This is a genomic window from Candidatus Pseudothioglobus sp. Uisw_041, from assembly GCF_048087625.1.
Lineage (GTDB): Bacteria > Pseudomonadota > Gammaproteobacteria > PS1 > Pseudothioglobaceae > Pseudothioglobus.
The window spans coordinates 1634545-1657463 of sequence record NZ_CP159805.1; the positions used below are offsets into that span (position 1 = coordinate 1634545).

General features: G+C 38.6%; 18 protein-coding genes. 2 read left to right on the top strand and 16 right to left on the bottom strand.

All coding sequences use genetic code 11. The features are described from left to right. Positions 1–9 precede the first annotated feature (9 nt). The 3 genes from gcvH to ABXT44_RS08345 all read right to left on the bottom strand — a co-directional run bounded on the left by gcvH (position 10) and on the right by ABXT44_RS08345 (position 2628). Positions 10–381, bottom strand: coding sequence for a glycine cleavage system protein GcvH (gene gcvH, locus ABXT44_RS08335; protein ID WP_416686863.1), 372 nt, complete (start codon positions 379–381; stop codon positions 10–12). Positions 382–402: 21 nt separating this feature from the next. Further along, positions 403–1527 (bottom strand): glycine cleavage system aminomethyltransferase GcvT, encoded by a 1125-nt coding sequence (gene gcvT, locus ABXT44_RS08340; RefSeq protein ID WP_416686866.1) that lies wholly within the window; start codon positions 1525–1527, stop codon positions 403–405. Positions 1528–1689: 162 nt separating this feature from the next. After that, a complete protein-coding gene (locus ABXT44_RS08345; RefSeq protein ID WP_416686868.1) occupies positions 1690–2628 on the bottom strand; it encodes a 2-hydroxyacid dehydrogenase in 939 nt (312 codons plus the stop codon). A gap of 168 nt (positions 2629–2796) precedes the next feature. Between ABXT44_RS08345 and ABXT44_RS08350 the strand changes: the two genes are divergently transcribed. Next, a complete protein-coding gene (locus ABXT44_RS08350; protein WP_416686871.1) occupies positions 2797–4176 on the top strand; it encodes an L-serine ammonia-lyase in 1380 nt (459 codons plus the stop codon). Between the two features lies 1 nt (position 4177). Here ABXT44_RS08350 and ABXT44_RS08355 read toward each other — a convergent pair whose 3' ends face one another. The 4 genes from ABXT44_RS08355 to ABXT44_RS08370 are packed head-to-tail and all read right to left on the bottom strand — an operon-like array spanning position 4178 to position 9076. Further along, entirely contained in the window at positions 4178–4909 is a 732-nt protein-coding gene (locus ABXT44_RS08355) for a hypothetical protein (protein WP_416686873.1), read from the bottom strand. Then, positions 4891–6633: a hypothetical protein gene (locus tag ABXT44_RS08360; RefSeq protein ID WP_416686876.1), complete on the bottom strand. Its 1743-nt coding sequence runs from the start codon at positions 6631–6633 to the stop codon at positions 4891–4893. The genes ABXT44_RS08355 and ABXT44_RS08360 overlap by 19 nt, the downstream gene beginning before the upstream one ends. 8 nt (positions 6634–6641) lie before the next feature. Further along, positions 6642–7628: a membrane dipeptidase gene (locus ABXT44_RS08365; RefSeq protein ID WP_416686877.1), complete on the bottom strand. Its 987-nt coding sequence runs from the start codon at positions 7626–7628 to the stop codon at positions 6642–6644. Further along, the gene (locus ABXT44_RS08370; RefSeq protein WP_416686880.1) at positions 7628–9076 is read right to left on the bottom strand and encodes an aldehyde dehydrogenase family protein; all 1449 of its coding nucleotides are present in this window, start codon (positions 9074–9076) and stop codon (positions 7628–7630) included. Before ABXT44_RS08370 ends, ABXT44_RS08365 begins: the two co-directional genes overlap by 1 nt. 297 nt (positions 9077–9373) lie before the next feature. Here ABXT44_RS08370 and ABXT44_RS08375 point away from each other — a divergent pair, with 297 nt between their 5' ends. After that, a complete protein-coding gene (locus tag ABXT44_RS08375) occupies positions 9374–10726 on the top strand; it encodes an NAD(P)/FAD-dependent oxidoreductase (protein WP_416686883.1) in 1353 nt (450 codons plus the stop codon). 9 nt (positions 10727–10735) lie between these two features. Here the strand turns inward: ABXT44_RS08375 and ABXT44_RS08380 are convergent, their stop codons facing one another. The 9 genes from ABXT44_RS08380 to ABXT44_RS08420 all read right to left on the bottom strand — a co-directional run bounded on the left by ABXT44_RS08380 (position 10736) and on the right by ABXT44_RS08420 (position 22838). Further along, positions 10736–11785: an alcohol dehydrogenase family protein gene (locus tag ABXT44_RS08380; protein ID WP_416688471.1), complete on the bottom strand. Its 1050-nt coding sequence runs from the start codon at positions 11783–11785 to the stop codon at positions 10736–10738. Positions 11786–11810: 25 nt separating this feature from the next. After that, positions 11811–12860, bottom strand: coding sequence for an aldose epimerase family protein (locus tag ABXT44_RS08385; RefSeq protein WP_416686885.1), 1050 nt, complete (start codon positions 12858–12860; stop codon positions 11811–11813). Positions 12861–12894: 34 nt separating this feature from the next. Next, positions 12895–14211 (bottom strand): M24 family metallopeptidase, encoded by a 1317-nt coding sequence (locus tag ABXT44_RS08390; protein WP_416686887.1) that lies wholly within the window; start codon positions 14209–14211, stop codon positions 12895–12897. A gap of 13 nt (positions 14212–14224) precedes the next feature. Beyond that, positions 14225–16642 (bottom strand): GcvT family protein, encoded by a 2418-nt coding sequence (locus tag ABXT44_RS08395; RefSeq protein ID WP_416686889.1) that lies wholly within the window; start codon positions 16640–16642, stop codon positions 14225–14227. A 27-nt stretch (positions 16643–16669) separates the two neighbouring features. Beyond that, positions 16670–18190, bottom strand: a complete 1521-nt coding sequence (locus tag ABXT44_RS08400) for a trimethylamine methyltransferase family protein (RefSeq protein ID WP_416686892.1) — start codon at positions 18188–18190, stop codon at positions 16670–16672. 115 nt (positions 18191–18305) lie between these two features. Continuing rightward, positions 18306–19319 carry an ester cyclase gene (locus ABXT44_RS08405; protein WP_416686894.1) on the bottom strand — a complete coding sequence of 338 codons (1014 nt, stop codon included), beginning with the start codon at positions 19317–19319 and terminating at the stop codon, positions 18306–18308. A gap of 2 nt (positions 19320–19321) precedes the next feature. Beyond that, a complete protein-coding gene (locus ABXT44_RS08410) occupies positions 19322–20926 on the bottom strand; it encodes a GMC family oxidoreductase (RefSeq protein ID WP_416686896.1) in 1605 nt (534 codons plus the stop codon). Between the two features lie 3 nt (positions 20927–20929). Next, positions 20930–21811 carry a carbohydrate ABC transporter permease gene (locus ABXT44_RS08415; RefSeq protein ID WP_271537275.1) on the bottom strand — a complete coding sequence of 294 codons (882 nt, stop codon included), beginning with the start codon at positions 21809–21811 and terminating at the stop codon, positions 20930–20932. A gap of 1 nt (position 21812) precedes the next feature. After that, complete coding sequence (locus ABXT44_RS08420; RefSeq protein WP_271541948.1) at positions 21813–22838, bottom strand: carbohydrate ABC transporter permease; 1026 nt, start codon at positions 22836–22838, stop codon at positions 21813–21815. Positions 22839–22919: the final 81 nt, after the last annotated feature.

Here is a 22919-nt window from a genome sequence, read left to right on the forward strand (position 1 = left end):
ACTCTTTCCTTATTCCTCAATAAAAGTGTTGTACGCGCCTTCATCCATTAACTCATCTAATTCTTCAGGACTTGATAATTTCACCTTGATAAACCAACCTTCGCCCATAGAGTCTTCAGTGACAAGTTCTGGCTCATCTTCTAAACGACTGTTAACTTCAACAATAGTTCCAGATACTGGTGCAACTAGATCTGAAGCAGCTTTAACTGATTCAATTACGGAAATATTCTCTCCGCGGCTACACTCATCCCCAACTTCCGGTAACTCAACGTAAACCAAATCTCCTAATTGCTCTTGGGCAAAATCCGTTATCCCAATAACTACTAGATCATCTCCTTGTGACTGAATCCATTCATGATCTTCTGAAAATTTAATACTCATTACTGCTCCTCATATTAATATTTAACCTCTGTAATAGTTCTGTTTAACAAATGGCAGACTTACAATCTCAACTGCAATTTTTTTATCCCTAACTAATGCAAAAAGCTTGGAATTTTTTTCTATATAACTCTTTTTTAACCTTGCTATAGCTATTGGTCTATTTATGCTAGGGCCAAAGCCACCGCTTGTTACCTTTCCCACATTATTACCCAACTCATCTTCAATCATGGCTCCATCTCGAACAGGCATTCTTCCTTGTGGTTGAAGGCCAACAACCTTTGATTCAGAGCCCTCATTAAGGTGCTTCATAATAGTTTCGAAGCCTAAATAATTACCTTCTCTTTCTCCACCAGTTCTTCTTACCTTGGATAAGGCCCAGCCCAATGAAGACTCAACAGGACTATGATGAATATCAAGCTCATGACCATAAAGAGATAATCCAGCTTCTAAACGAAGAGAGTCTCTTGCACCTAAGCCAACCCATTCAACTTCTATATTAGAAAGTAAAAGTTTTGCTAACTCTTCAGAATCTTTGGCTGCTAATGAAATTTCAAAACCATCTTCTCCTGTATAGCCAGATCTTGTTACCAAGCATTCCATTCCATTTATAACTACTTGTTTAGCGCTCATAAAAATCATTTCACTAATAGAAGGTGCAATCTCAGATAAAACTTTGTGGGCTAAAGGGCCTTGTAATGCTAAAAGCGCAACATCTTCAAGAAACTCTACTTTACAGTCATCACCAATTGTCCTTTGTAAATGAGCAAAATCAGCATTTTTACAGCCGGCATTAACCACTAAAAACAAATCTTCATCGCCCAGATTGGTAACCATCAAGTCATCCATTACGCCGCCAGATTTATTTGTAAATAAAGCATAGCGCAATTTCATTAAGGGTAAATCAATAATATCAACTGGAACTATAGACTCAAGTGCTTTTTTTGCATTTGCACCACCCAGCCTTATTTGTCCCATATGAGAGACATCAAAAAGTCCTGCTTTTTCACGTGTGTGGTTGTGTTCTTTTTTTATCCCAAGAGGATAACTTACAGGCATATCATACCCAGCAAATGGTACCATCTTTGCTCCAGCATCTAAGTGCATTTGGTGCAAAGGAGTAGTTCGAATTAGCGTATCTTTAGACATTAAAATTTGTCTCAAAAAGCCATATTATATAAGAATAGTTTATTTAGTTGAATTCAATTCGTCTTGAATTGATATAAATAGGGTAATTATGTGAATATCGACAGAATGGTTACAAGTCTCACCCAGTCTTCCTTTAGTTAATCATAAAGTTTTATATCAGAATTAATACCCATTAGTCCTACTATATATAGGATAAGGCAATTCTCCTTTTTGGATTCGATAGATGTTTTCAGAAATAGTTTGTCCTGCTGAGTTTGGATTACTTTGGCCTGCAATGTGTGGCGTTATATAAACTGAAGGATGGTCCCAAAGTGAATTATTTTCTGGCAACGGTTCTTGAGTAAATACATCCAAAGCAGCTGCTTTAATATACCCTTCACTAAGAAGAGTCAACAAATCATCCTCATTAATTATTCCACCTCTACCAATATTTATAATAAATGAATCTTTTGGAAGAAGGCTAAGCTCTTTTTTTGTAATAATGTTGGTAGTACCTGATGTTAAGGGAAGGACATTAATTAGAATGTTCGTCCTGCCTAAAAAATCAGAAAGCTGATCCTGACCATAATAATATTTAATATCTGTCAGTGAAGATTTTTGATTAGCGCCCCAGCCAATAACATTAAAACTTTGAGTAACTAATAATTCACCAATACTTCTGCCAATATTCCCTAGGCCCATAATGCCAATTGTTCGGTCCTCTGTCTGAATAGAGCTTTGCTGAATCCACTGGCGTTTAAGTTGTTGAGATCTATAAAGATACTGACCGCTATGAAAATGAAGCACCCAATGCAAGGCATGAAGGCACATTTCATGAGTTAATTTTTTATCAACCAGGCGAATTATAGGTAATCCTTCTGGTAAGTCAGGATCACTAATAATATGGTCTACTCCCGCCCCCAAGGACAGAATTGCTTTTAAATTAGGATATTTTTTTAAAATACCTCGAGGATGCTTCCAGACAACAGCAAATTCAACCTCATTAACATCACCATCATCTGGATAAACTTTTATATCCATCTCTGGCATAGCTTTTTGCAGGCCATTTGACCAAACCTCCATATCCTCCCAGAAGTCTGTAGACGCTAATACTATTGACATAATTCAACCCATAGTGATTTTCTAATTAATATTGATATTTTAATTTACTTATTAAGACAGTACTCTTAAAAATAGCTATTAAGAAATTCACGGTATCATGAATTTTTTTAATAGCTAAAATCAAATATTAATGTAGAATGTTAGTAATAATTTTTATCTAATTTTTTTATGTTTATCAGTGTTTTAGACTTATTTAAAGTTGGTGTTGGGCCTTCAAGCTCGCACACAATGGGGCCTATGGTTGCTGCCAATGATTTTATGACGCATGTCAAAAAATTTTTAGATTCAAATCCTGCTGGTGAAATGCGTCATATTAGATGCACTCTAAAGAATTCTTTAGCTTACACAGGAGTTGGCCATGCAACAGATAGAGCTGTCACTCTTGGACTTAATGGATATCTTCCAAATACCATCATTAAAGAGAATATGGATGAAGTCATTGAGAGAACTTGGAGCTCAAAAAATATAGCTATCAACAACACTCAAAAAGTTGCATTCTTTTCGGAAGATGATATCATTTTTGATACTAGGAACTCATTAAAGCAAAACCCTAACGGTATGGTTTTTGAGCTTCTTGACAAGACAGATTCAATTCTAATATCACATACTTATTTCTCTATCGGTGGTGGTTTTATATCTACATTAGCAGAAATAGATAATGTTGAAGCGCCCATTGCAGCGGAGCCAAGCTCAGCCTATCCATTCCCGTTTGATAATTCAGATCAAATGCTGGAAATGTCTAAAAAGCATGATAAGACTATTTGGGAAATGAAGCTCGCCAATGAAATAGAAAATATTCCTGAAAAAATTCTGAATAAGGAGCTTGATACTATCTGGGACGCAATGAAAACGTGTGTTGAGAGTGGTCTTGCAACTGAAGGTATATTGCCGGGTGGTTTAAATACCAAGAGGCGGGCAAAAAAATTGCATGAAAGCCTCCAGAGTGATCCAGAAAATACAAATTCTAGTGACTGGCTTTGTGCATATGCCATGGCAGTAAATGAAGAAAATGCTGCTGGTCACATGGTAGTGACTGCGCCCACTAATGGAGCAGCAGGTGTCGTTCCAGCAACTCTTTACTACTTCTATAAACATAAGTCGGCAACTCAAGAACAAATTCGTCAATTCTTATTAACAGCATCTGCGATTGGTGGGCTAATAAAACATAACAGCTCTATATCAGGAGCTGAGGTTGGCTGTCAAGGGGAGGTAGGATCAGCATCCTCAATGGCTGCTGCGGCTTTATGCACTGTTAGAGGCGGCACAACAGCGCAAATTGAAAATGCTGCAGAAATGGCGCTAGAACACCATATTGGAATGACGTGCGACCCAGTCAAGGGTCTTGTTCAAGTTCCTTGTATTGAGAGAAATGGATTTGGCGCAGTTAAGGCGTATACTGCAAGCTCACTTTCGCTTAGAGAAAGTGGTGAACATTTAATTTCGCTAGATCAGTGTATTGCTGCTATGAAAAGAACTGGCCTTGATATGTCTACAAAATATAAAGAGACGTCATTAGGCGGTTTGGCTGTAAGCTTTATTGAATGCTAAATTAGTCTGTATCAACTAGTCCTGCGCCTGCACCTGAAGCTCTAGACTCAGCACTTGATTTAACCAAGCAGCGTGAAAAGTAGCTATAAATTGCCTGCCAATTCTCCTCTACTTTAATGCCATTATGAAGTACTCTTAATTTTTCTTCAGCTAACTTAAATTTTTTAACATTCTTACCTTTATAGGATTTATCACCTATTTCTAGAGGTGAAATTAACACATCAGCATTGCTGCTTAATTCTATAGGATTAGATGACGAGCTTAACACTTCCCACTCTTCATTATCAGTTAAGTTAACTTGAAATTGATTTTTATCTTGATCAGTCCAAAGTACTTTTAGCCCATTACATTTATTAGCACCAAGAGCGGAAACAACTAAAAATGGAGAATCAACATTACTAATTTTTAATTCACTGACTCTACTATTAATCTCAACCCAATCAACACTGCTTGAAGATGCCTCTAAAGAAGATAAGAGCTTCTCTTCTGGACAAAATAAATGTCCCCCTGCTTTTGTTTTTTCAAATTTAATCGATAAACTACTTGCTTGACTATCTAGATTATCAAGCGCTTTTAAGCTACATAGCGAAGGGTCAAAACCATTTTCTGAAATCCACATATTGGCTCTTGCAAAGTCTTCTGAAAGACCAATAGGAGCTTCTACACCAAAGGCTGCTCTAGTGAAATAAAAAAGAACTTCATTTAATGAAATTGTTAAATAACTTTCTGACATGTACAATTTATGCACGGAAATGACTGGGGTCTTCCCGCAATTGGAAATGACCAGCAATCATGGTTTGGCTCTGACAGTTGATCAGGCATTGGAGCACCTTGATACATTGATATCCGAGTCCATAAGTCGGACTTTGGATCAAACTTTGAAGCCCCAAAAAAGGCTAACTTAAAACGTAATAAATCTAGTGGCCTCATGGATTCACTTAATAAATTATCCTGAACTTCAGAATAAGGCCTGACAAAAGTATTTTGAATTCGACGAATGATATGTCTAAATTCTGGGTACATCATTACAAACTCACTGATTGAAATATCATTAGAAGTGGATGATAATACTTTATTGAGCTGACTTACATCTCTACCAATAGCCAGTGGCATTTCTTGCTCAACGCCATCATCAATTCCTTTAGAGCCAAACCTAGGCTCCAACTTATCTTCAGAATAGTACCAAAAATGGTGCTGTGATTCTTTTAAAGAAAAATCAATACTAGTAGCCCATTGATAAGAATCTTCAACAACTTCTTTTAATTGGGCTAATGACATATCTGCATTGAATGTTGGAATCAGATTAGTTGACATTGTCTCTGCAAGATCATCTACTAATGAGCCATGAGGCTCAATAATTAAAGAGACGACCATCTCTTGACATTCTAATGAAAAATTATCCTCTACAAACTGATAAATTCCATTCCAAGGATAGGGTCTAGATATATTAAACTCATCTTCACACCAAATCCTGAGCGATTGTATTTCGTCTGTTAAGCACGAGATTCTATCAGCCTGGACAGTATCCTCAACATTCCATTCATCAACATGCTGACTAACCTGAAACAGTGACTTTAAGAAAACTTTAAGAGTACCTTCAATTGGAGTTTCAATTGATCTTACTCTTGCTAATGCGGTTTCTTTTGCAACAACCCAATTATGAATTAATGCTGGGTGTTTAAGTAAAAATGGAGCCATACCCAAGCCTGTTGCATTTCCCACACCAATAAATTGACGTGTAGTTTTATCAAGTTTAACTGCTTTTTTACCGCCTCTTTCTCTTGCAAGCTCTTCAACTGAATCAATCGTAAACCAGCGAATTAAATAAACAGTTAACAACTCCATTTGAAATGGTGCTTTACACTCCTCTCGATCAGCAATCTTAGCTCGATCTGCACAGCCAAACTTTCCACTTCCATAAACCGCGGAAGTTCTCATTAAATAACCTACAGAAGTTAATAAATCGATATCTGGTTGCTGACCTTTTGATAGAGAGTCAACTGCATTTTTAAATACTCTTAAACTTTTGTTTGCTCTTGCTAAAGCAAGCTCACTTGGTCTATATCGACCCCCTTCCTGCTTGGGGGTATTATTTGCTAAATAGTCAATATCTTCTTGAGTGGGTACACCGTCAAAAAGATTAAAAGTTGCATCCCATACTTCTGCAATAACTCTATCAGTTCTCATTTCATCTGGTATTTTTTGAGTAAAGGCAACCAATGAATATGTCCTATGTGGAGTCGTCACAGCATAAATACTTAAACCATAACCATCCTTATCAACTTCTCGACGAGTTCTCTCAAATTTCCAATTCTCACGAGCCATTCGCCTTATAAGCGTTCGCATAAAACTTAAACGAGTAGGGAATGAAGAACCCATTCTCTCAAGACGCATAACCTTTTCAGGTGATCTCATAAAATCAGATTCAATATCAATAATTGCAGTTTCTGTAGTCATAATTCCAATTATAAAGGTTCAAAGGATGCTTCAAAAAAGTTTAGCCAGTTCTTACCCATGATTGAATCAATATCATTGCTATTAAAACCAGCACTTTTTAGGCCAGTTGCAATATTTAAAAAGTCACGGTTATCACGGAACCACTTTGGCTGATCAGGAAAACCTGCAAAACTTGCAGAGCCCTCTCCAAAGTCACGCTCATTTGTCCAAGTTCCATTTCTCATCCATTCAACAACACTGTCAGGCTGATTTTGGCATAAATCAGTTCCAATACCAATATTATGAACACCCATAATTTCGGCAGTGTCGGCAACCATATTACAAAAACTCTCTAGTGAACAGTTAGTACCACCTTTAAGATGGTGCGCATAGACTGAAAAACCAAGCATACTGCCACTTTCACCTAAAGCCTTAAGAACTTTATTAGACTTATTTCTTAATGCAGGATGCCAAAAAGTTGGATTAGCATGGGTAATTGCAATAGGGCGCTCTGAGATTTCAATCGCCTCAAGCGTAGAAATTTCTGAAGAATGGCTCATATCAACCACTAAGCCAACTCTATTCATTTCTTTAATTACTTGCTTACCCATTCGGGTTATACCTGGGTCATTTTCTTCATAACAACCTGTGCCCAATAAACTCTGATTGTTATAGGTTAGCTGCATAAATCTAACACCCAATTGATGGCATATTTCGACCAATCCAATATCGTCTTCTATTGGCGAGCAATTCTGAAAACCAAAAAATATTGCAGTTCGTCCCTCATTTTGAGCTTTAAGAACATCACTTACAGACTTACCATGAAAAATTAAATCTGAAAAACTTTCAAAACGGCGATTCCAATCAATAACATTTTTCACCATCTCTTGAAAGTCTTCATGGTAACAAATTGTAACGTGGACCGCACTAAGCCCACCATCATTAATTTGTTTGAAGACCTCTTCACTCCAATTGTTATACTGAAGTGCGTCAATAAAAAGTGATGGATGAGCCATTATGGGTTTCCGCTAGAAATATATGAAGTTTTAACTTGAGTATATAGCTCTTTTGCGTATGATCCTTGCTCTCTAGGACCAAAACTTGAGTTTTTTCTACCACCAAAAGGAACATGATAATCAGTACCAGCCGTTGGTAAATTCACCATTACGCACCCACTCTCTGCGTTTCTTCGAAAATGACTTGCTCGTGATAGTGACTGAGTAATAATGCCTGAAACAAGACCAAAATCTGTGTCGTTGGCAACTGATAGAGCTTCGTCATAATCCGTAACCTTAATAACGCAAGCCATAGGCGCAAATAATTCTTCTCGGTTCACGCGCATAGCGTTATTACCGCCAACTAATAAGGCAGGCTGCATATAAAAGCCAGGATTATCGAGCTCCAGTTTTTCACCACCACATACTATTTCACAGCCCTCTTCTTTAGCTAAAGACATGTATTTAAGATTTGAGTCAAGTTGCTGTTGACTTGCTACTGGGCCAATTTGAGTCCCTTCGTGGAGCGCATGTCCAACCTTAAGAGCTGCAGTAGATTGACTCATTCGATCAACAAACTCATCATGAATTGATGCATGAACAACTAACCTTGATGAGGCAGTACACTTTTGACCTGTACTTCCAAAAGCACTCCCAGTAGCCGCAGCAACAGCAACATCAATATCTGCATCATCCATTACTACTAATGGATTTTTAGAGCCAAGTTCTAATTGAAACTTCGTTAAGTTTTTTGCCGCAGCACCAGCTATTTGAAGGCCAACATCATAGGACCCAGTAAAACTAATAGCATGGACTTTTGGGCTTTCAGCTAAAGCCTGACCGATAGATGATCCAGAACCCATAACTAAATTAAATAATCCTTTTGGAATATCTTGCTTTACAATGATTTCTGTTAACGCTACTGCACTTGCTGGAGTTAGGTTGGCAGGCTTCCAAATAACTGCATTACCGAATGCTAATGCAGGGGCAATTTTCCAGCTTGCAGTCGCAGTTGGGAAGTTCCAAGGAGAAATAATTGCAACAGTCCCCATCGCTTCTCGTCGAACATCAATTTCAATGTTTGGCCTAACTGAATCTGCAGTATCCCCACTTTGACGAAGCACTTCAGCAGCGTAGTAAGTAAAAAATTGACCAGCTCTATAAATTTCTCCTTTGCCTTCAGCTAACGGTTTACCTTCTTCACGAGAAAGTAACTCTCCTAACTCAGCACTTCGAGCCATCATCTCCTCACCAATCTTCATCAACACAGCTTGTCGCTGCTCCAAACCAGTAGCAGCCCATTGCTTTTGCGCAATTTGAGAAGAGTTAAGGGCATCCTCTAGCTGAGCATTATTTGCTTGCGCATACTCACCAATGACATCGTTAGTGTCGGAAGGATTTATGTTAGATATCGAACTAGAACCCTTGACCCAGTCGCCGGCTATAAAGTTATTAGACAGATTTGACATTATTTTTTATTTATTTTTAAAATATTAAATTTTACTCTTTATTGCTGATTTATCAAGAATATAAGGCAATAAGTAAATATAGTATTTTTCATGTTTGTATGAAAAATTAATGTACCATTTAACAAATATTTAATCAACGATACATATATTAAATATATTGTAATCAAACTATTATGGTTAACTCTTCTAAAAGACTTGGTAGGGATGCAAGGAGAACAGATCGACTAAAAGTCAAGATTGAAATGTTCCCTACTTTGAATAATGCGATGGAAGAGTCGGTATATTAAAAGAACAAAAATGAGCAAAATTAAACTACCAAAAAACCCTGGTAAAACTGGCTGGAAAGAAATCCTTTCTAAAAGAAAGGTCAATCCAAAGCTTTCTAATCATAGCAATGTAGACTATCTCATTATTGGTGGAGGTTTTGCTGGCCTCTCTGCAGCTCGACGTTTAAATCAAATCAATAAGGATGTAAAAATTGCAATACTTGAAGCCTGTGAAATTGGTGAGGGTCCTGCGGGAAGAAATTCGGGCTTTATGATTGATCTTCCTCATAACCTAGCCTCCGATGACTACCTTGGAAGTTTAGAAAAAGATCATGAACAAACCCTTATCAATCGCTCAGCAATTCAGTTTGCTAAGAGCGCTTCAGAAGAGTATGAAATGCACTCCGAAGCGATACAACTTGTCGGCAGAACAAATGCAGCAGCAACCAAAAAGGGTGTAAATTTCAACACCGAGTATGCCAAACATCTAGATAAAACGAGTGAAAGTTATAAGGTACTTGATACTCAAGAAATGAAAGATTTAACTGGAATTGACTATTACATTAACGGACTTTGGACTCCTGGGACAGCCATGCTTCAGCCAGCACTTTATATTCAATCGCTGGCGGATGGAGTTTCTAAACATTCCAATATAACAATCTATGAAAACTCTCCAGTGATTGACTTAATTGATGAAGGTATGCATGGTGGTGAAAAAATATGGAAGGCCAAAACCGAAATGGGGTCAATATCAAGTTCAAAAATTATATTGGCAGTCAATGGAATGGTTGAGCGTTTTGGATACTTTGAAAACAGACTGATGACTATTTTTACTTACTCATCCATGTCAAGAAAATTAACCTCAAATGAATCTACTATATTAGGAGGCTCAAAAGAGTGGGGGCTTACCTCAGCAGATGCAATGGGGTCCTCAGTAAGACGAATCTCTGGTTTTGGTGGAGATCGCATTCTGATTCGAAATCGCTGGTCTTACAATCCAAATATGGAGGCTTCAGATTCATTTATGATCTCTGCAGCAAAAAGTCACTCATCATCCTTTAATGCTAGATTTTCTTCGCTTGATGGTGTCACTATGGAATATTGCTGGGGAGGAAGACTTTGCCTCAGCCTTAATACTGTCTTTGCACAGGGCGAAGTTGAAGAGGGTGTTTATTCTGCATGCTGTCAAAATGGTCTTGGAACAGCTAAAGGCACAGCAATTGGCATCGTTACTGCTGAAAAAATTAGTGGGGCAATTAGTAGCCTTGTGCCTAATTTTGTTGATGAAGAAGCGCCAAAAAAATTGATGCCAAAAGCTATCATGTGGGCAGGTGTTAATGCCTACTTGGGCTGGAAAGAGCTTATGTCAGGAAAAGAAAAGTAGCTTTAAGCGTCAAGGCAATAGTACTAATTTTCCAACGTATTTTTTAGCCAAGAAGTCTTTTTGGGCACTTACAATATCCTTGAGGGGATAAGCTCTGGATACTAATGGCTTAATTTCATTTCTTTCTATATAGCCAATTAAATTTTTAAATACTTGGGAGTCCTGGACAGTGCATCCCATTAATGTTAAGTCTTTTAGGTAGAGGGTTCTAATATCAAGTTCAACAATTGGACCTGCAATTGCTCCTGCAGCAGCGTACCTTCCGCCTCTCTTTAAAACATCAAGCAGATCCGCCCAATCACTTCCAGCAACTAAATCGATAACAACATCAATACTTTCATTTTCTAAAGAGCTTACTAATCGATCTTCTCGATTAATAACCTCATCAGCACCTATCACTTTAACTGCGTCTGCCTTTGATTTACTTGCTATTGCTACTACAGAAGCGCCCCGTCTTTTTGCAAGCTGAATTGCAGCAGATCCAACGCCGCCCGATGCGCCAGATATCAGAACAACTTCGCCTGCCTTAACATTTGAACGCTCTAATAGGTTTTCTGCTGTTGAGTAAGCACAGGGTATAGATGCAAGTTCGGCAGCAGACCAATCACTTTCAATCTTAAAACTCTCTTCACTAAAAGCTACCATAAACTCTGCAAAAGCACCATCACATTCAGAGCCCATTGTCCAGCACTCGTAGGGTCGATATCCCACTGCATATTGCTGCATTGTTCTAACCAGAACACGTTCACCAATTCGCTCTGAGTTGACTCCAACTCCAACAGCAACTATCTCACCATAACAATCAGCGCCCTGGATAATTGGAAAATCAAGCGGCTTACCTGACCAACCTCCATCTTCATCTAGGCCTTCATTGGAATTAGTTTCACCAGTAACTGCCTTGGAATACCAAGCAGTGCGAGTATTGATATCTGTATTATTAATGCCAGCACCTAGGACTTTAATCAAAACTTGGTCTGACATAGGCATAGGAACTTTGACGTCTGTGCGAAATTCAAGCACCTCAAATCCACCGTGGCCAGTTGTCAAGATTGCACTCATTGTTTTTGGAATTCTACTCATATAACTAATAATTATTTGAGAGTTTTATTATAGTATTTGAAGCATATGTCTCACCAGCTTTTAGAATTGGACTTTCAAAGTTATCCTGATTTATTGCATCAGGAAAATACTGCGTTTCCATACAAAGACCATAATTTTTTCCATAAGTCCTTTGGTTTTTTCCTTGATACTCTGGATGCATATTACCACCAGTATAAAACTGAAGGCCTGGCTGATCACTTATATATTCCACACCCATTCTTGTTCGGTTACTCCATACTCTCCCAACTGGCTTCATTACTTTTTGATGGTTAACAGCGTAGTTAATGTCTATACCTCCTTGCTCCAAAAGATCTTTTGAAATCATATTACTTTCGACAAAATCGTACTTAGTATTGACAACATTTAAGAAATTACCATTAGGGATAAGGTCAGCCTCTACCTCACAAACTTCATCACCATAAATCTGAACTCCATGGTTGAGAATTTTTCCATAGTGATCATTATGGCCATGAAAGTTCCAATAATTATGATTAGTAATATTGACAATAGTGTCTTGATCTGTTGTCGCTGAATAACAAATTGAAAACTCATTATTGTTATTGAACTTGTATTTAGTTATACAGGATAAATTACCAGGATAATTTTCTTCTAAATGTTCAGAGAGGTAAGACATTGAGACAATTACTTCATCTGAAGTCTCATCAATTGAATCTAGATTCCAAAGCCTTTTATTGAAGCCAATACTCCCACCATGAAGGTGGTTGTTTCCATTATTATTATTTAATTTATGTCTCTCATTATTTAGTGTAAATTCTGCATCCTTCATACGATTACAAACTCTTCCAGTAATAACATTAAAAAAGCTTCTATCTGTCATACACCCGGATGGATCTTCATAACCAAGTATCACGTCTTCATATAATTCAGGATTGTTTCGATAAGGGATTAAAACCTGATGAATATAACCACCAAAGTTTGAAAAAGAAACACTGTAGTTATTATCATTTGTAATAGATACAAGGTAGATACCCTGATCATCAATATTAGAAATTAATTCTTTATTTATTTTCATATAGACCTCTAATTAGAAATTAATCTTCTCCAGTTTAGATTAATAAGTCTGATTCAAATGGATAGCTTGTTAATAGTTCATGCCCGTTATTAGTAATTAAAACTTGCTCTTCAAGTTTAACCCCAGGACCCCCACTTAATCTTCCAACATAGGTTTCGACGCACATCACCATGCCATTTTTTAATACACCATCAAAACTGTTTTCATTTAACTCCCAACTGAACGGGATTGCTGGAAATTCATCACATAGTCCTACGCCATGAAAAAGGACTGAATAATGTCGAAACTCATCCTTAGAATACTCCTTAGCATTAAGAGTTAACTCTTTAAAGGTTATCCCTGGCTTTAATAATTCCATATTCTTTTGGATTTGTTCATAGCCCAAAGTATAAATTTCTTTTTGCTCATTAGTTGGCTTCTCGTCGCCACAAAGCCAGGTTCTTGACATGTCAGTACAATAGCCATATGAACCAACCAAATCAGTATCAAAACCCATCAATTCTCCAGCCCGGATTGGTCTCGATGAGCACTCTTGGTACCATGGATTTGCTCTAGGACCAGAGGCAAAAAGTCGGGTTTCAATCCACTCTGCACCTCTATTGACTGCCTCCATCTGAAAACGACTCCAAAGCTCCTGCTCAGAAATACCAGGTTTAAAATAATTTCGCATTAACTCTACAGAGCGCTCACAAGCAAAAATAGAGCGCCTCATTGCATCAACCTCATCATCTGATTTAATGAGCCTTGCTAACTCCATTACCTCTTCACCATTAGTAAGCTCTAGACCAAGAGATTGAAGCTCATAAATTCCTTCTGGAGCGCAATGATCCACAGCCAACCGCCTATTGCCTTTACCGTGCTCTATCACAATATCAGATATTTCAGAAGCCCAAATCTTAGCTTTTTCTTTACTTTTATTGCCCGCAGTAAAGTAGAGGTATGTCAGTGCATGTCTGACTTCAGTTATTAATGGGTTATGATTTGATAAAAACTCATAGGCATCAAACTCAAAGATAATAACGGGCCCTTCAGTCATTATTAATGAGTATCTAGCTGCATTATGGGAAGTCCATAAAGACATATTAGTACTATCTGTTGCGTATCGAATGTTGACAGGGTCATAAAGTAGAATTCCAGCACAGTCAAATTCAACAAGTTTTTCACGAACTCTTTTAAGGCGATATTCTCTAATCTTTGTCATATCTGGAGCTTCTAAGCAAGCTTCAAGCCATTCTTTTTCTGCCAGCTCTCCAGGCCCAAGCGCGTGCTTATTAAGGCTAAAAATATCTTCAGTAGTGTCTAGATGAGAGCCAATTTTCGAGTGGTGTCTTTTGGGTATTGAAAAGCTCATAAAAATCCTCTTTTTACTGTCTCATTTTGGATCCAGAAGCATCATAGAGTGGTTTCATTTCTACCGAAGCCTTATGAAATTCGCCTAATATCTCCACTTCAAGATCTGTACTAGAGTTAATCAGTGCAACTGGAAGATAGGTCATAGCAAGGGATTTTCCAACCGAGTGGCCATAACCTCCTGAGGTAATATAAGAGACACACTTGCCTTTATACATTACCGCTTCATCTCCACTCACATCAGTTTCTGTATCAATTTGAATGACTGAAAGTTTTTTAATTGGACCATTCTTTTTTTCTATCAAGGCTGCTTTTTTACCAATAAAGTTACCCTCCCAATTAACAAAGAAATCCATTCCAGACTCCATTAAAGTAAAGTCAGGGCGATAATCCATTGTCCATGCTCCCCAATTTTTCTCAAGCCTCATTGACATTAACGCTCGTCCACCAAACCACTTTAGTCCAAGATCTTTTCCTGCCTCATCTATTTCCTCAAAAAGCTTTAATTGGTATTGTGGTGAGACATATATTTCATAGCCAAGCTCTCCTGTAAATGAAATTCTGACGCATAATGCAGGAACCCCAGCTATAAAGGTATCCCTTATATCGCGAAACTTAAAATCTTCAGAGCTGACGTCTTCTCTAGTAAGCTTTGACAACAATTCTCTTGACTTTGGTCCAGATATTGCAATACCATGAAAATCATCTGTCATGTTTTGATAGAGAACATCATCTATACCCTCAAGATGTTTTTCAAACCATCGAAGGTGCATATTTTGTGCTGCACTTGAGCCAAATAAATAATAGGTCTCTTCATCAATACAAGAAACTGTTAGGTCACCATTCAACTTACCACTCTCTAGCAGCATGGGTGATAAGTTAACGCGGCCTTTACTAGGAATATGTCCAGCAAGAATTTTTTCTAAGAAAGCTTTCGCTCCTTTCCCAGTAAACTTATGATTCGCAAAGTTTGCAACTTCGATTGCACCAACAGATTCGCGAACAGCATTGACCTCACTTGCAACATAGTCATGGGATCTTGATCGATGAAATGTAGGGTCTTCATAAGCATCCTCTGGCGAGTTTGCAAACCATAAAACATTTTCGAGTCCAAAAGTGTCTTGCCAGACTGCGCCTTTATGAGTTAAACGATCATAAATAGATGTGGTTTTTTGACGCCTTCCTTTAGGTAGTGTTTCGTTTGGAAATGTCATTACAAATCGTCTTTCATAATTTTCAGAGGATTTAGTAACACCCCATTGAGGTGTCGCAAAGCTTCCAAAGCGTGCAATGTCCATTGCCCAAACATCGACTGATGGCTCCCCTTCAATCATCCACTCAGCAAGAGTTTTCCCAACTCCACCTGCTTGACAAAAACCAGCCATAACACCGACAGCTGTCCAATAATTTTTCATACCTGGAACAGGCCCAATCATAGGATTACCATCTGGAGAAAATACAAATGGCCCATTAATAATGTTTTTAATGCCAGCGGTCGCTAGCGCAGGAATACGCTCATATGCTAGCTCCAATCGATCTGCAATATTATCAAGTTTTGGCTCCAATAAATCATGCCCAAAGGTCTGTGGTGTTCCGTCAAGAGACCAAGGAGTAGATCGAGGCTCATAGGTCCCTAGCAACATTCCAGTATTTTCTTGGCGCGTGTATATATTTGCTTCAAAATCAATAAAACTAGGTAAGCGTTGGCCATCCGCTAAGCCAGCAATCTTTTCAATCTCTTCAGTAATTAAATAGTGATGCTCCATCGGAACAACAGGCAAATGTACTCCAGACATCCGCCCAAGTTCACGTGCCCAAAGACCACCAGCATTAACAATATGCTCTGAATGGATATTCCCTTTCTCGGTCACAACATCCCAAGATCCATCTGCCCTTTGGTTGGTCTCAATAACTGGTGTATGCGTATAAAATTCAGCGCCATGAACGCGCGCAGATTTTGCATAAGCATAGACAACACCAGAAGGGTCAACATCACCTTCAGTTGGATCCCATAGTGCAGCAACATAATGTTTAGGGTCAATTAATGGGTGCTTATCTACCACCTCATCTAACGATACAAATTCTTGGTCTAAACCCAATGTTCTAGCCTTAGAGCGCTCTCGTTTGAGGTAGTCATACCAGCTTTGATTTGAAGCTAAGTAGAAGCCTCCTGTTTTGTGAAGACTAATTGAATGGCCCGAAGTCTCCTCAATTTCTTTGTATAAATTAATTGTATAGTCCTGTAACTTGGAAACATTCGGATCAGAACTAACTGTATGAAATGAGCCCGCTGCATGCCAACTTGAGCCAGATGTTAATTCGTCCCTTTCAAGAAGAACAACATCTTTCCACCCCATTTTTGCAAGGTGAAAAAGAATCGAGCAGCCTACTACGCCGCCCCCAATAACAACAACTCTTGCAGAATCTTTCATAACGAATCCCTTAATAAAAAAGTGCCCTTATAAAGGAGCGGCTCCACCCTCTGCAACCCTTTTGTCAACAAAAGCTGAAAGTCCTTCTTCCACTTCTGGCTTTAACTTTGGCTCTGAATACTCTTCTAAGAGCTGCTTCCATATTTTGTTTGCTCGTTGAGTTGCAGTTTCTGAACCTGCATCCCTCCAAGATTCAAAATTTCTCCAGTCTGAAAGCATTGGGTTGTAGTGTTCAGTCTCATATCGATCCAAAGTTTGTTGAGCTGCAAAAAAATGATTTGCAGGGCCGACCTCTGCAATCGCTTCTACCCCTAAGGTATCTTTATTCACAATTGCGGGTTGAAGAAAAGCCTCCATCATTTGGTTCATCTCAGCGTCTAAAATTACTTTCTCATAAGATGCGCAAAGTCCTCCCTCTATCCAGCCATGGCCATGCAGAATAAAATTTACTTGGCCCAGCAAGCAAGCCCATAGAGACATTTGTGACTCGTATACTGATTGCTCATCTGGAGCATTAGAGGCGTTAGCATTAGATGCTCTAAGAGGAATTTTATATTTTCTTGCTAGTTGTCCACTTGCAATTGTAGCTTGCGTATATTCTGGCGTACCAAAAGCTGGGGAGCCTGATTTCATATCAACATTTGAAGTAAAGCTGCCATACATTGCAGGAGCTCCTGGCTTAACACATTGATGAAAAGCAAGTCCCGCAAGCGCTTCAGCATTTTGCTGAACTAAGGCACCCGCAACAGTGATCGGCGCCATTGCCCCAGCTAGAGTGAATGGTGTATAAATAACAGGTTGATTATGCTCTGCCATTTCAATAGCACCTTCTAAAAGGGCCTTGTCGTAGACCAAGGGAGAGTTTGCATTTACAACTGTAGTAATTGAAGGCTCCTTCAGAAGGGTTTCTTTATTAATCCCTCTACTAATTCGGACAATTTCAATAACATCAAGCATCCTCTCACTGCCAATCGCGTATCCAAAAAGGGGTTTTGTTGTGAGGCGAGCAGCTGCAGAAACTGCCTTTAAATGCCGCACACTTACATCCAAATCGCAAGGTTCGACAGGGTAGCCACCAAATGCATGGACCGTATTTAGCATTTCGCCTAGTTTGATTAAGTTTGTGTAGTCTTCAAAGTTACCTAGAATTCTACCTCTATCTAGATCAGAAACATTGGGTGCACTGGAAACCATTGTATTAATAATAGACTGACCACCAACATGCACATGCCTTTCTTTGTTTCTTCCATGAAGCTTAAACTCACTAGGGGTGGTTGCTATTTTTTCCATTATAAAACCAGGTTCAAATCTAACGCGTCTTCCATCAGAGTCAACGGAGGCACCACCTCGTTTTAAAATCTCTACTGCTCTAGGGGACTGGATGTCCATACCTGTATCACATAAAACTTTTAAAGAGGCTTCATGGATTGATTCAATCTCATCCACTGAAAAAATGCTCATCGGCTGAAAAGGATTCTTTTTTTGTCGATAAGGGGCCTGTGTGAAGTTAGTAACTTCTCTAGTGACCTTAGCTCTTCCTCGTCTCATTAATCAATTCTATTTAAATCATTATAGAATTGATGTTAATTTAAAAATGAATTGAACTCAAGTTAAAAATATTTATTAAAAATAGTGAGCTGTATTCAGCTCACTGAGAAGTTTTTTAGGTTCTTGGAGTTTTTTTGATTCGATCTAAAATATCAACACCTTGTTGCTTCCAAAAATGCAACAGGTCAATGAAAATCCAGTTTTCTGAGAGTTTATCACCTTCGCGGCGATAGATATCTATAACCCTCATATCTCCTGGTTTTTCCGATGCAGGCATTCCCATAAAACCGCCTGTAGGGGTAAGAGTAAGGTTAGGCCATCCAAAAAAACCACCAAAATTACCTTCTGCAAGTTTACAAAGATGGCCATTAGATATACGATCTTTAAATCCAGCCCTAAATGGCCCAGAGTGCTGCTCAGCATACCTTTCAATTGTGTAGCTCGAGCCAATACCAGCAGGGCCCCACCAAATCATATCTTCATTCCAGCTAGCTCTAAGTTCATCAACTAGTGATATTTTTCCTGTGTGCTTCCAACCCTTAATATCTTCAATCATAAAATTTATTGAAGCAAGTGTTTTTTCACCTATCTCTTCATCCTGCTCTTCAAACAACAAACCCTCATGAGTCATTGGTCCTGGCTGAACAAGATGGGCACCTGTTTGAGGTGGAAATGGGTTAAGTCCAACCTGCAGCATGACATGGGGAATATCAAAAAACATTGCAGTTTCAGTTATCTTTCCATTTTCAACCTTATTAAATTCGCAGTAACGTAATAAAGCCATCTTTCTTGAAGGAGCAATTCCTAGCCATTCATTATCAAAGAGTCCCATAAGATGGCCCATAGAAACTACCCAGACGGATTCAAAACCGTCAATTTGATTTTTTCCTGCAATAAAAATATCCATACGTCTTTGAATATTTTTAAATGCATGACGAAATGGCTGCCAGAAAATTTCTGAAACTTCCTTAGCATCTGAAATCTCATTAAAGGGATGGAAGCCTCTCCAAATATAGTCTTCACTAATATAGTTTTTTAAAACTTTTGTAATATCAGCACCTTGCGCGGAGTCAAGTGCCTTGTAATAATCACGAATTAATTTTTTTTCTTTTTGCAAGTTTTGAGTCATATTTATTCCTTATTTAATATCATTGTTGCGCCCATTTCTGCAATCATCATGGTTGCTGCTGAGGTATTACCACTTACTATGCTAGGCATAATAGAGGCGTCAATCACACGTAAGTTATTCATTCTTTTTACCTTTAAATCATTTGGAGAGACGACTGCTAAATCATCGACCCCCATCTTGCAGGTCCCAACAGGGTGATAGACTGTTACTGCAGTTTTACGAATGTAGTCTAATAGCTCCTCATCTGATTGGATAGATTTCCCAGGTGCAATTTCTTCACCACGAACTTCATCAAACTCTTTAGATGATAAAACCTCTCTCGCTTTTTTAATCGCTTCAATAATGCTTTGCTCATCCCTGGTATCAGATAAAAAGTTTTGGTCGATAAGTATCTTGTGATTCTCACCTTCCTTCTTTATTTTTACTGACCCTGAACTATGCGGCCTTAACAAGCAAGTAAAAAGAGAATACCCATGCCCAAACTCAAACTTTCTGCCGCGGTGACTTCGGTAAATAGGCGTAAAGTGGAACTGGACATCAGGATACTCAGGCTGACCAAGTTTTGTATCTGCAAAACCTCCAGCTTCAACAAAATTACTCGTCCACCAGCCCATCCTTCTAAAAAGAAAGTTAAAAGGAGAGGTAATTATATGGGGCAACAAAGACCTCCATGAAACACCAATTGATTCTGCTTTCTTTGAGCGAACTGTGACCATTGTATCTAAGTGGTCTTGAAGATTTTCACCAACCCCTGGAACATTATGATGACAACTAATTCCTGCCTTTTCAAGCTCCTTCCTATTGCCTATTCCTGAAGATAAAAGTATCCTCGGTGACTCAATGGCACCAGCAGATAGTAGAACCTCTTTATTACAATATAATTCTTTATCAATACCATTAACTTGAAGCTTTAAAGACTTAGCAATATCGCCTTCCACCTCAATTGATTGGACTCTGGCATGGGTCATTATGGTTAGATTCGCTCTAGAAACAATAGGCTTAATAAAAGCCCTATAAGAATTAACTCGAGTTCCTTTATCCTGATTAACCTTGTAAATACCCAGGCCTAATTGAGATTCATCATTAAAGTCAGAATTCTTTGGAAGCCCTATATGAGTGCCAGCATTAATAAAGCGCATTGCGGTCTTATTGACCTCTTGTGGCATGACAACTGGCCACTCACCGACTGTTGAATGGTACTTAGGATCTCCCCCTGTTTTATCATTCTCAAGTTTTTTAAATATCGGTAAGACATCATTATAAGACCAGCCCTTACAACCTAGGGTCTCCCAATTATCGTAATCATTCTTATTACCACGAATATAGATCATGCCATTAATTGAGCTAGATCCCCCAAGGCACCTGCCACGATTAACAGTAATTACACGGTTGTTTAGTTTTTTTTGTGGGACTCCCTTGTAAGCATAATCAAGCTTCTTATGGTCATATGCAACAGAAAGGCCAGCAGGAATTTGCACCCAAGGACTCTTATCACTTCCGCCTCCTTCAATCAAACAGACGGTGGTTTTAGGGTCTGCGCTTAATCGATTTGCTAAAACGCATCCGGCGGAACCTGCGCCAATAATAATATAATCAAACGAGGACAATGACTAACCCTTAACTGCGCCAGCTGTTAGCCCACTAACCAGCTGCCTTTGAAAAAACATAACCAGAATAAACAATGGAACTATAGCAGATACCACTGCTGCGACTGCAAACATAATATTGCCTTCTGTTTGAGTGGTGCCCATAAAGCTGGCAATTTTAGGGACCATAGTTTGGTTTTCCTGAGAGAGTAGTAACGCTGTAACAGCAAAATCATTATATGCCAAAAGAAATGAGAAGAGTCCAGCAGTAATAACGCCTGGCCACATTACTGGAATAATTACATGTCGAAATGCTTGGAACTGAGTACACCCATCAACCTTTGCACTCTCATCAAGTTCTTTCGGAATTGTTTGAAAAAATGAGTGCAGCATCCACAATGTAAATGGCTGGTTAATCGCTACTAAAACAATAATAGTGGTCGGCAATGTTCCCCAAACATTCCAATCATAGAAGGGTTGTAAATAGCCAGAAACAAGAGTGATTGGAGGCAGTGCACGAAAAACAAGTGCAATTATTAGCAGCCAAAATGAATAACGAAACCCAGACCTTGAAAGCGCATAACCGCCTAAAGTTGCAAGAGTTAATGATATGAGTACTGTAGAAACACAAACTATCGCTGTATTAAAAAAAGCGCGCCAAAACTCTTCTTGGATCCATGCGCCCTCATAACCTGCGCCTGTAAAAGATTTTCCATATACTACTTGTGTTCTTACCCCAGAAAATACATTAGTCCAGTCTCCTTTTGAGAAAAAATCCAGCTCTACTTTGAATGAACCCCACATAGTCCATAAAAATGGAAAAGCTGCCAAAATTAACCAGAACAATACAAAGCCATATATTAATAGTTGGAGTCCTAATGGTCTTTTTATTTGATTTGAGGTCATATTATTTCTCTGGATTAAATTCACGCCATGTTCTAATTAAAACTGGCATAAGAAGTATGATGACACCAATTATTGTCAACACTGATGTCGTTGCCGCTGAAGAAAGAAGTCTTATCTCTTGGCCAATATCATTCCATATAATCCATGAAAGAGAGGTCGCATGTGCCGAAGCACTAAAACCAACTATTGGCTCAAATACTCGGAAATTATCCATCAGCTGAATTAAAGCCACAAATGCTACTAGTGGAGATAAATGAGGCACAATGACATGAATAGTTTGCTGAAAACGTGTGGCCCCATCAATCATTGCTGCTTCTATAGTTTCTTGTGGAACAGTCTGAAGTCCGGCGTAAAAAACAATGAAGGCAAAAGGGGCAGAGTGCCAAACACCGTATACAATAAGTGTTATCCATGTTAGGCCAGTTGATGCCTTTAGTGACAAGGTAGGATCTGCAAATAATTCTTGGAGGCCTGAACCAATAATACCTCGTGCATCAATCATCCAAAACAGAATTAACGAACCAACCAAAGGGGTTACAATCATCGGCAACAATGAAAAGAACACCATGAATCCTTTCAAGTGTCGATGCAGTGAATTTACTGCTATTGCAATTATAAATCCAAATAATATAACCAGTGGGGTTACCACAAAGGTATAAGTCAAAGTAAAGCCCATTGCTCGATAAAATGGAAGATCGTTTAGACTGGAAACAAAATCAATAAAGCTTGTCTTACTCTCCCAGAACTCACCAACCTCTTTAAAGGCTAAGTGGTTTCTATCAGTATAGATTTGAAATCCAACCCACTTACCTTGTGGCTTCTCTTCGTTGATTTTTTGACTTGCCTGATGATCAATAGTAGTTTCAGATTTACAACCAAATGGATCACACGATTCAACAACAATCAATACCTGGTCATGAGGTGTATGAAGTGACTGACTCACAATCGAAGTTAAGGGCAAGGCAATGAACAAAAACATTGCTAGGGCTGTAGGTAAAAAGAACCAAAAAAAAGTCTTATGCTTCATATGGAAATAAGATTAGAGAAACTTAATTATACAAAAAAAAGAAAAGGGCATGTGAAACACACGCCCTAATCTTAGGAGACA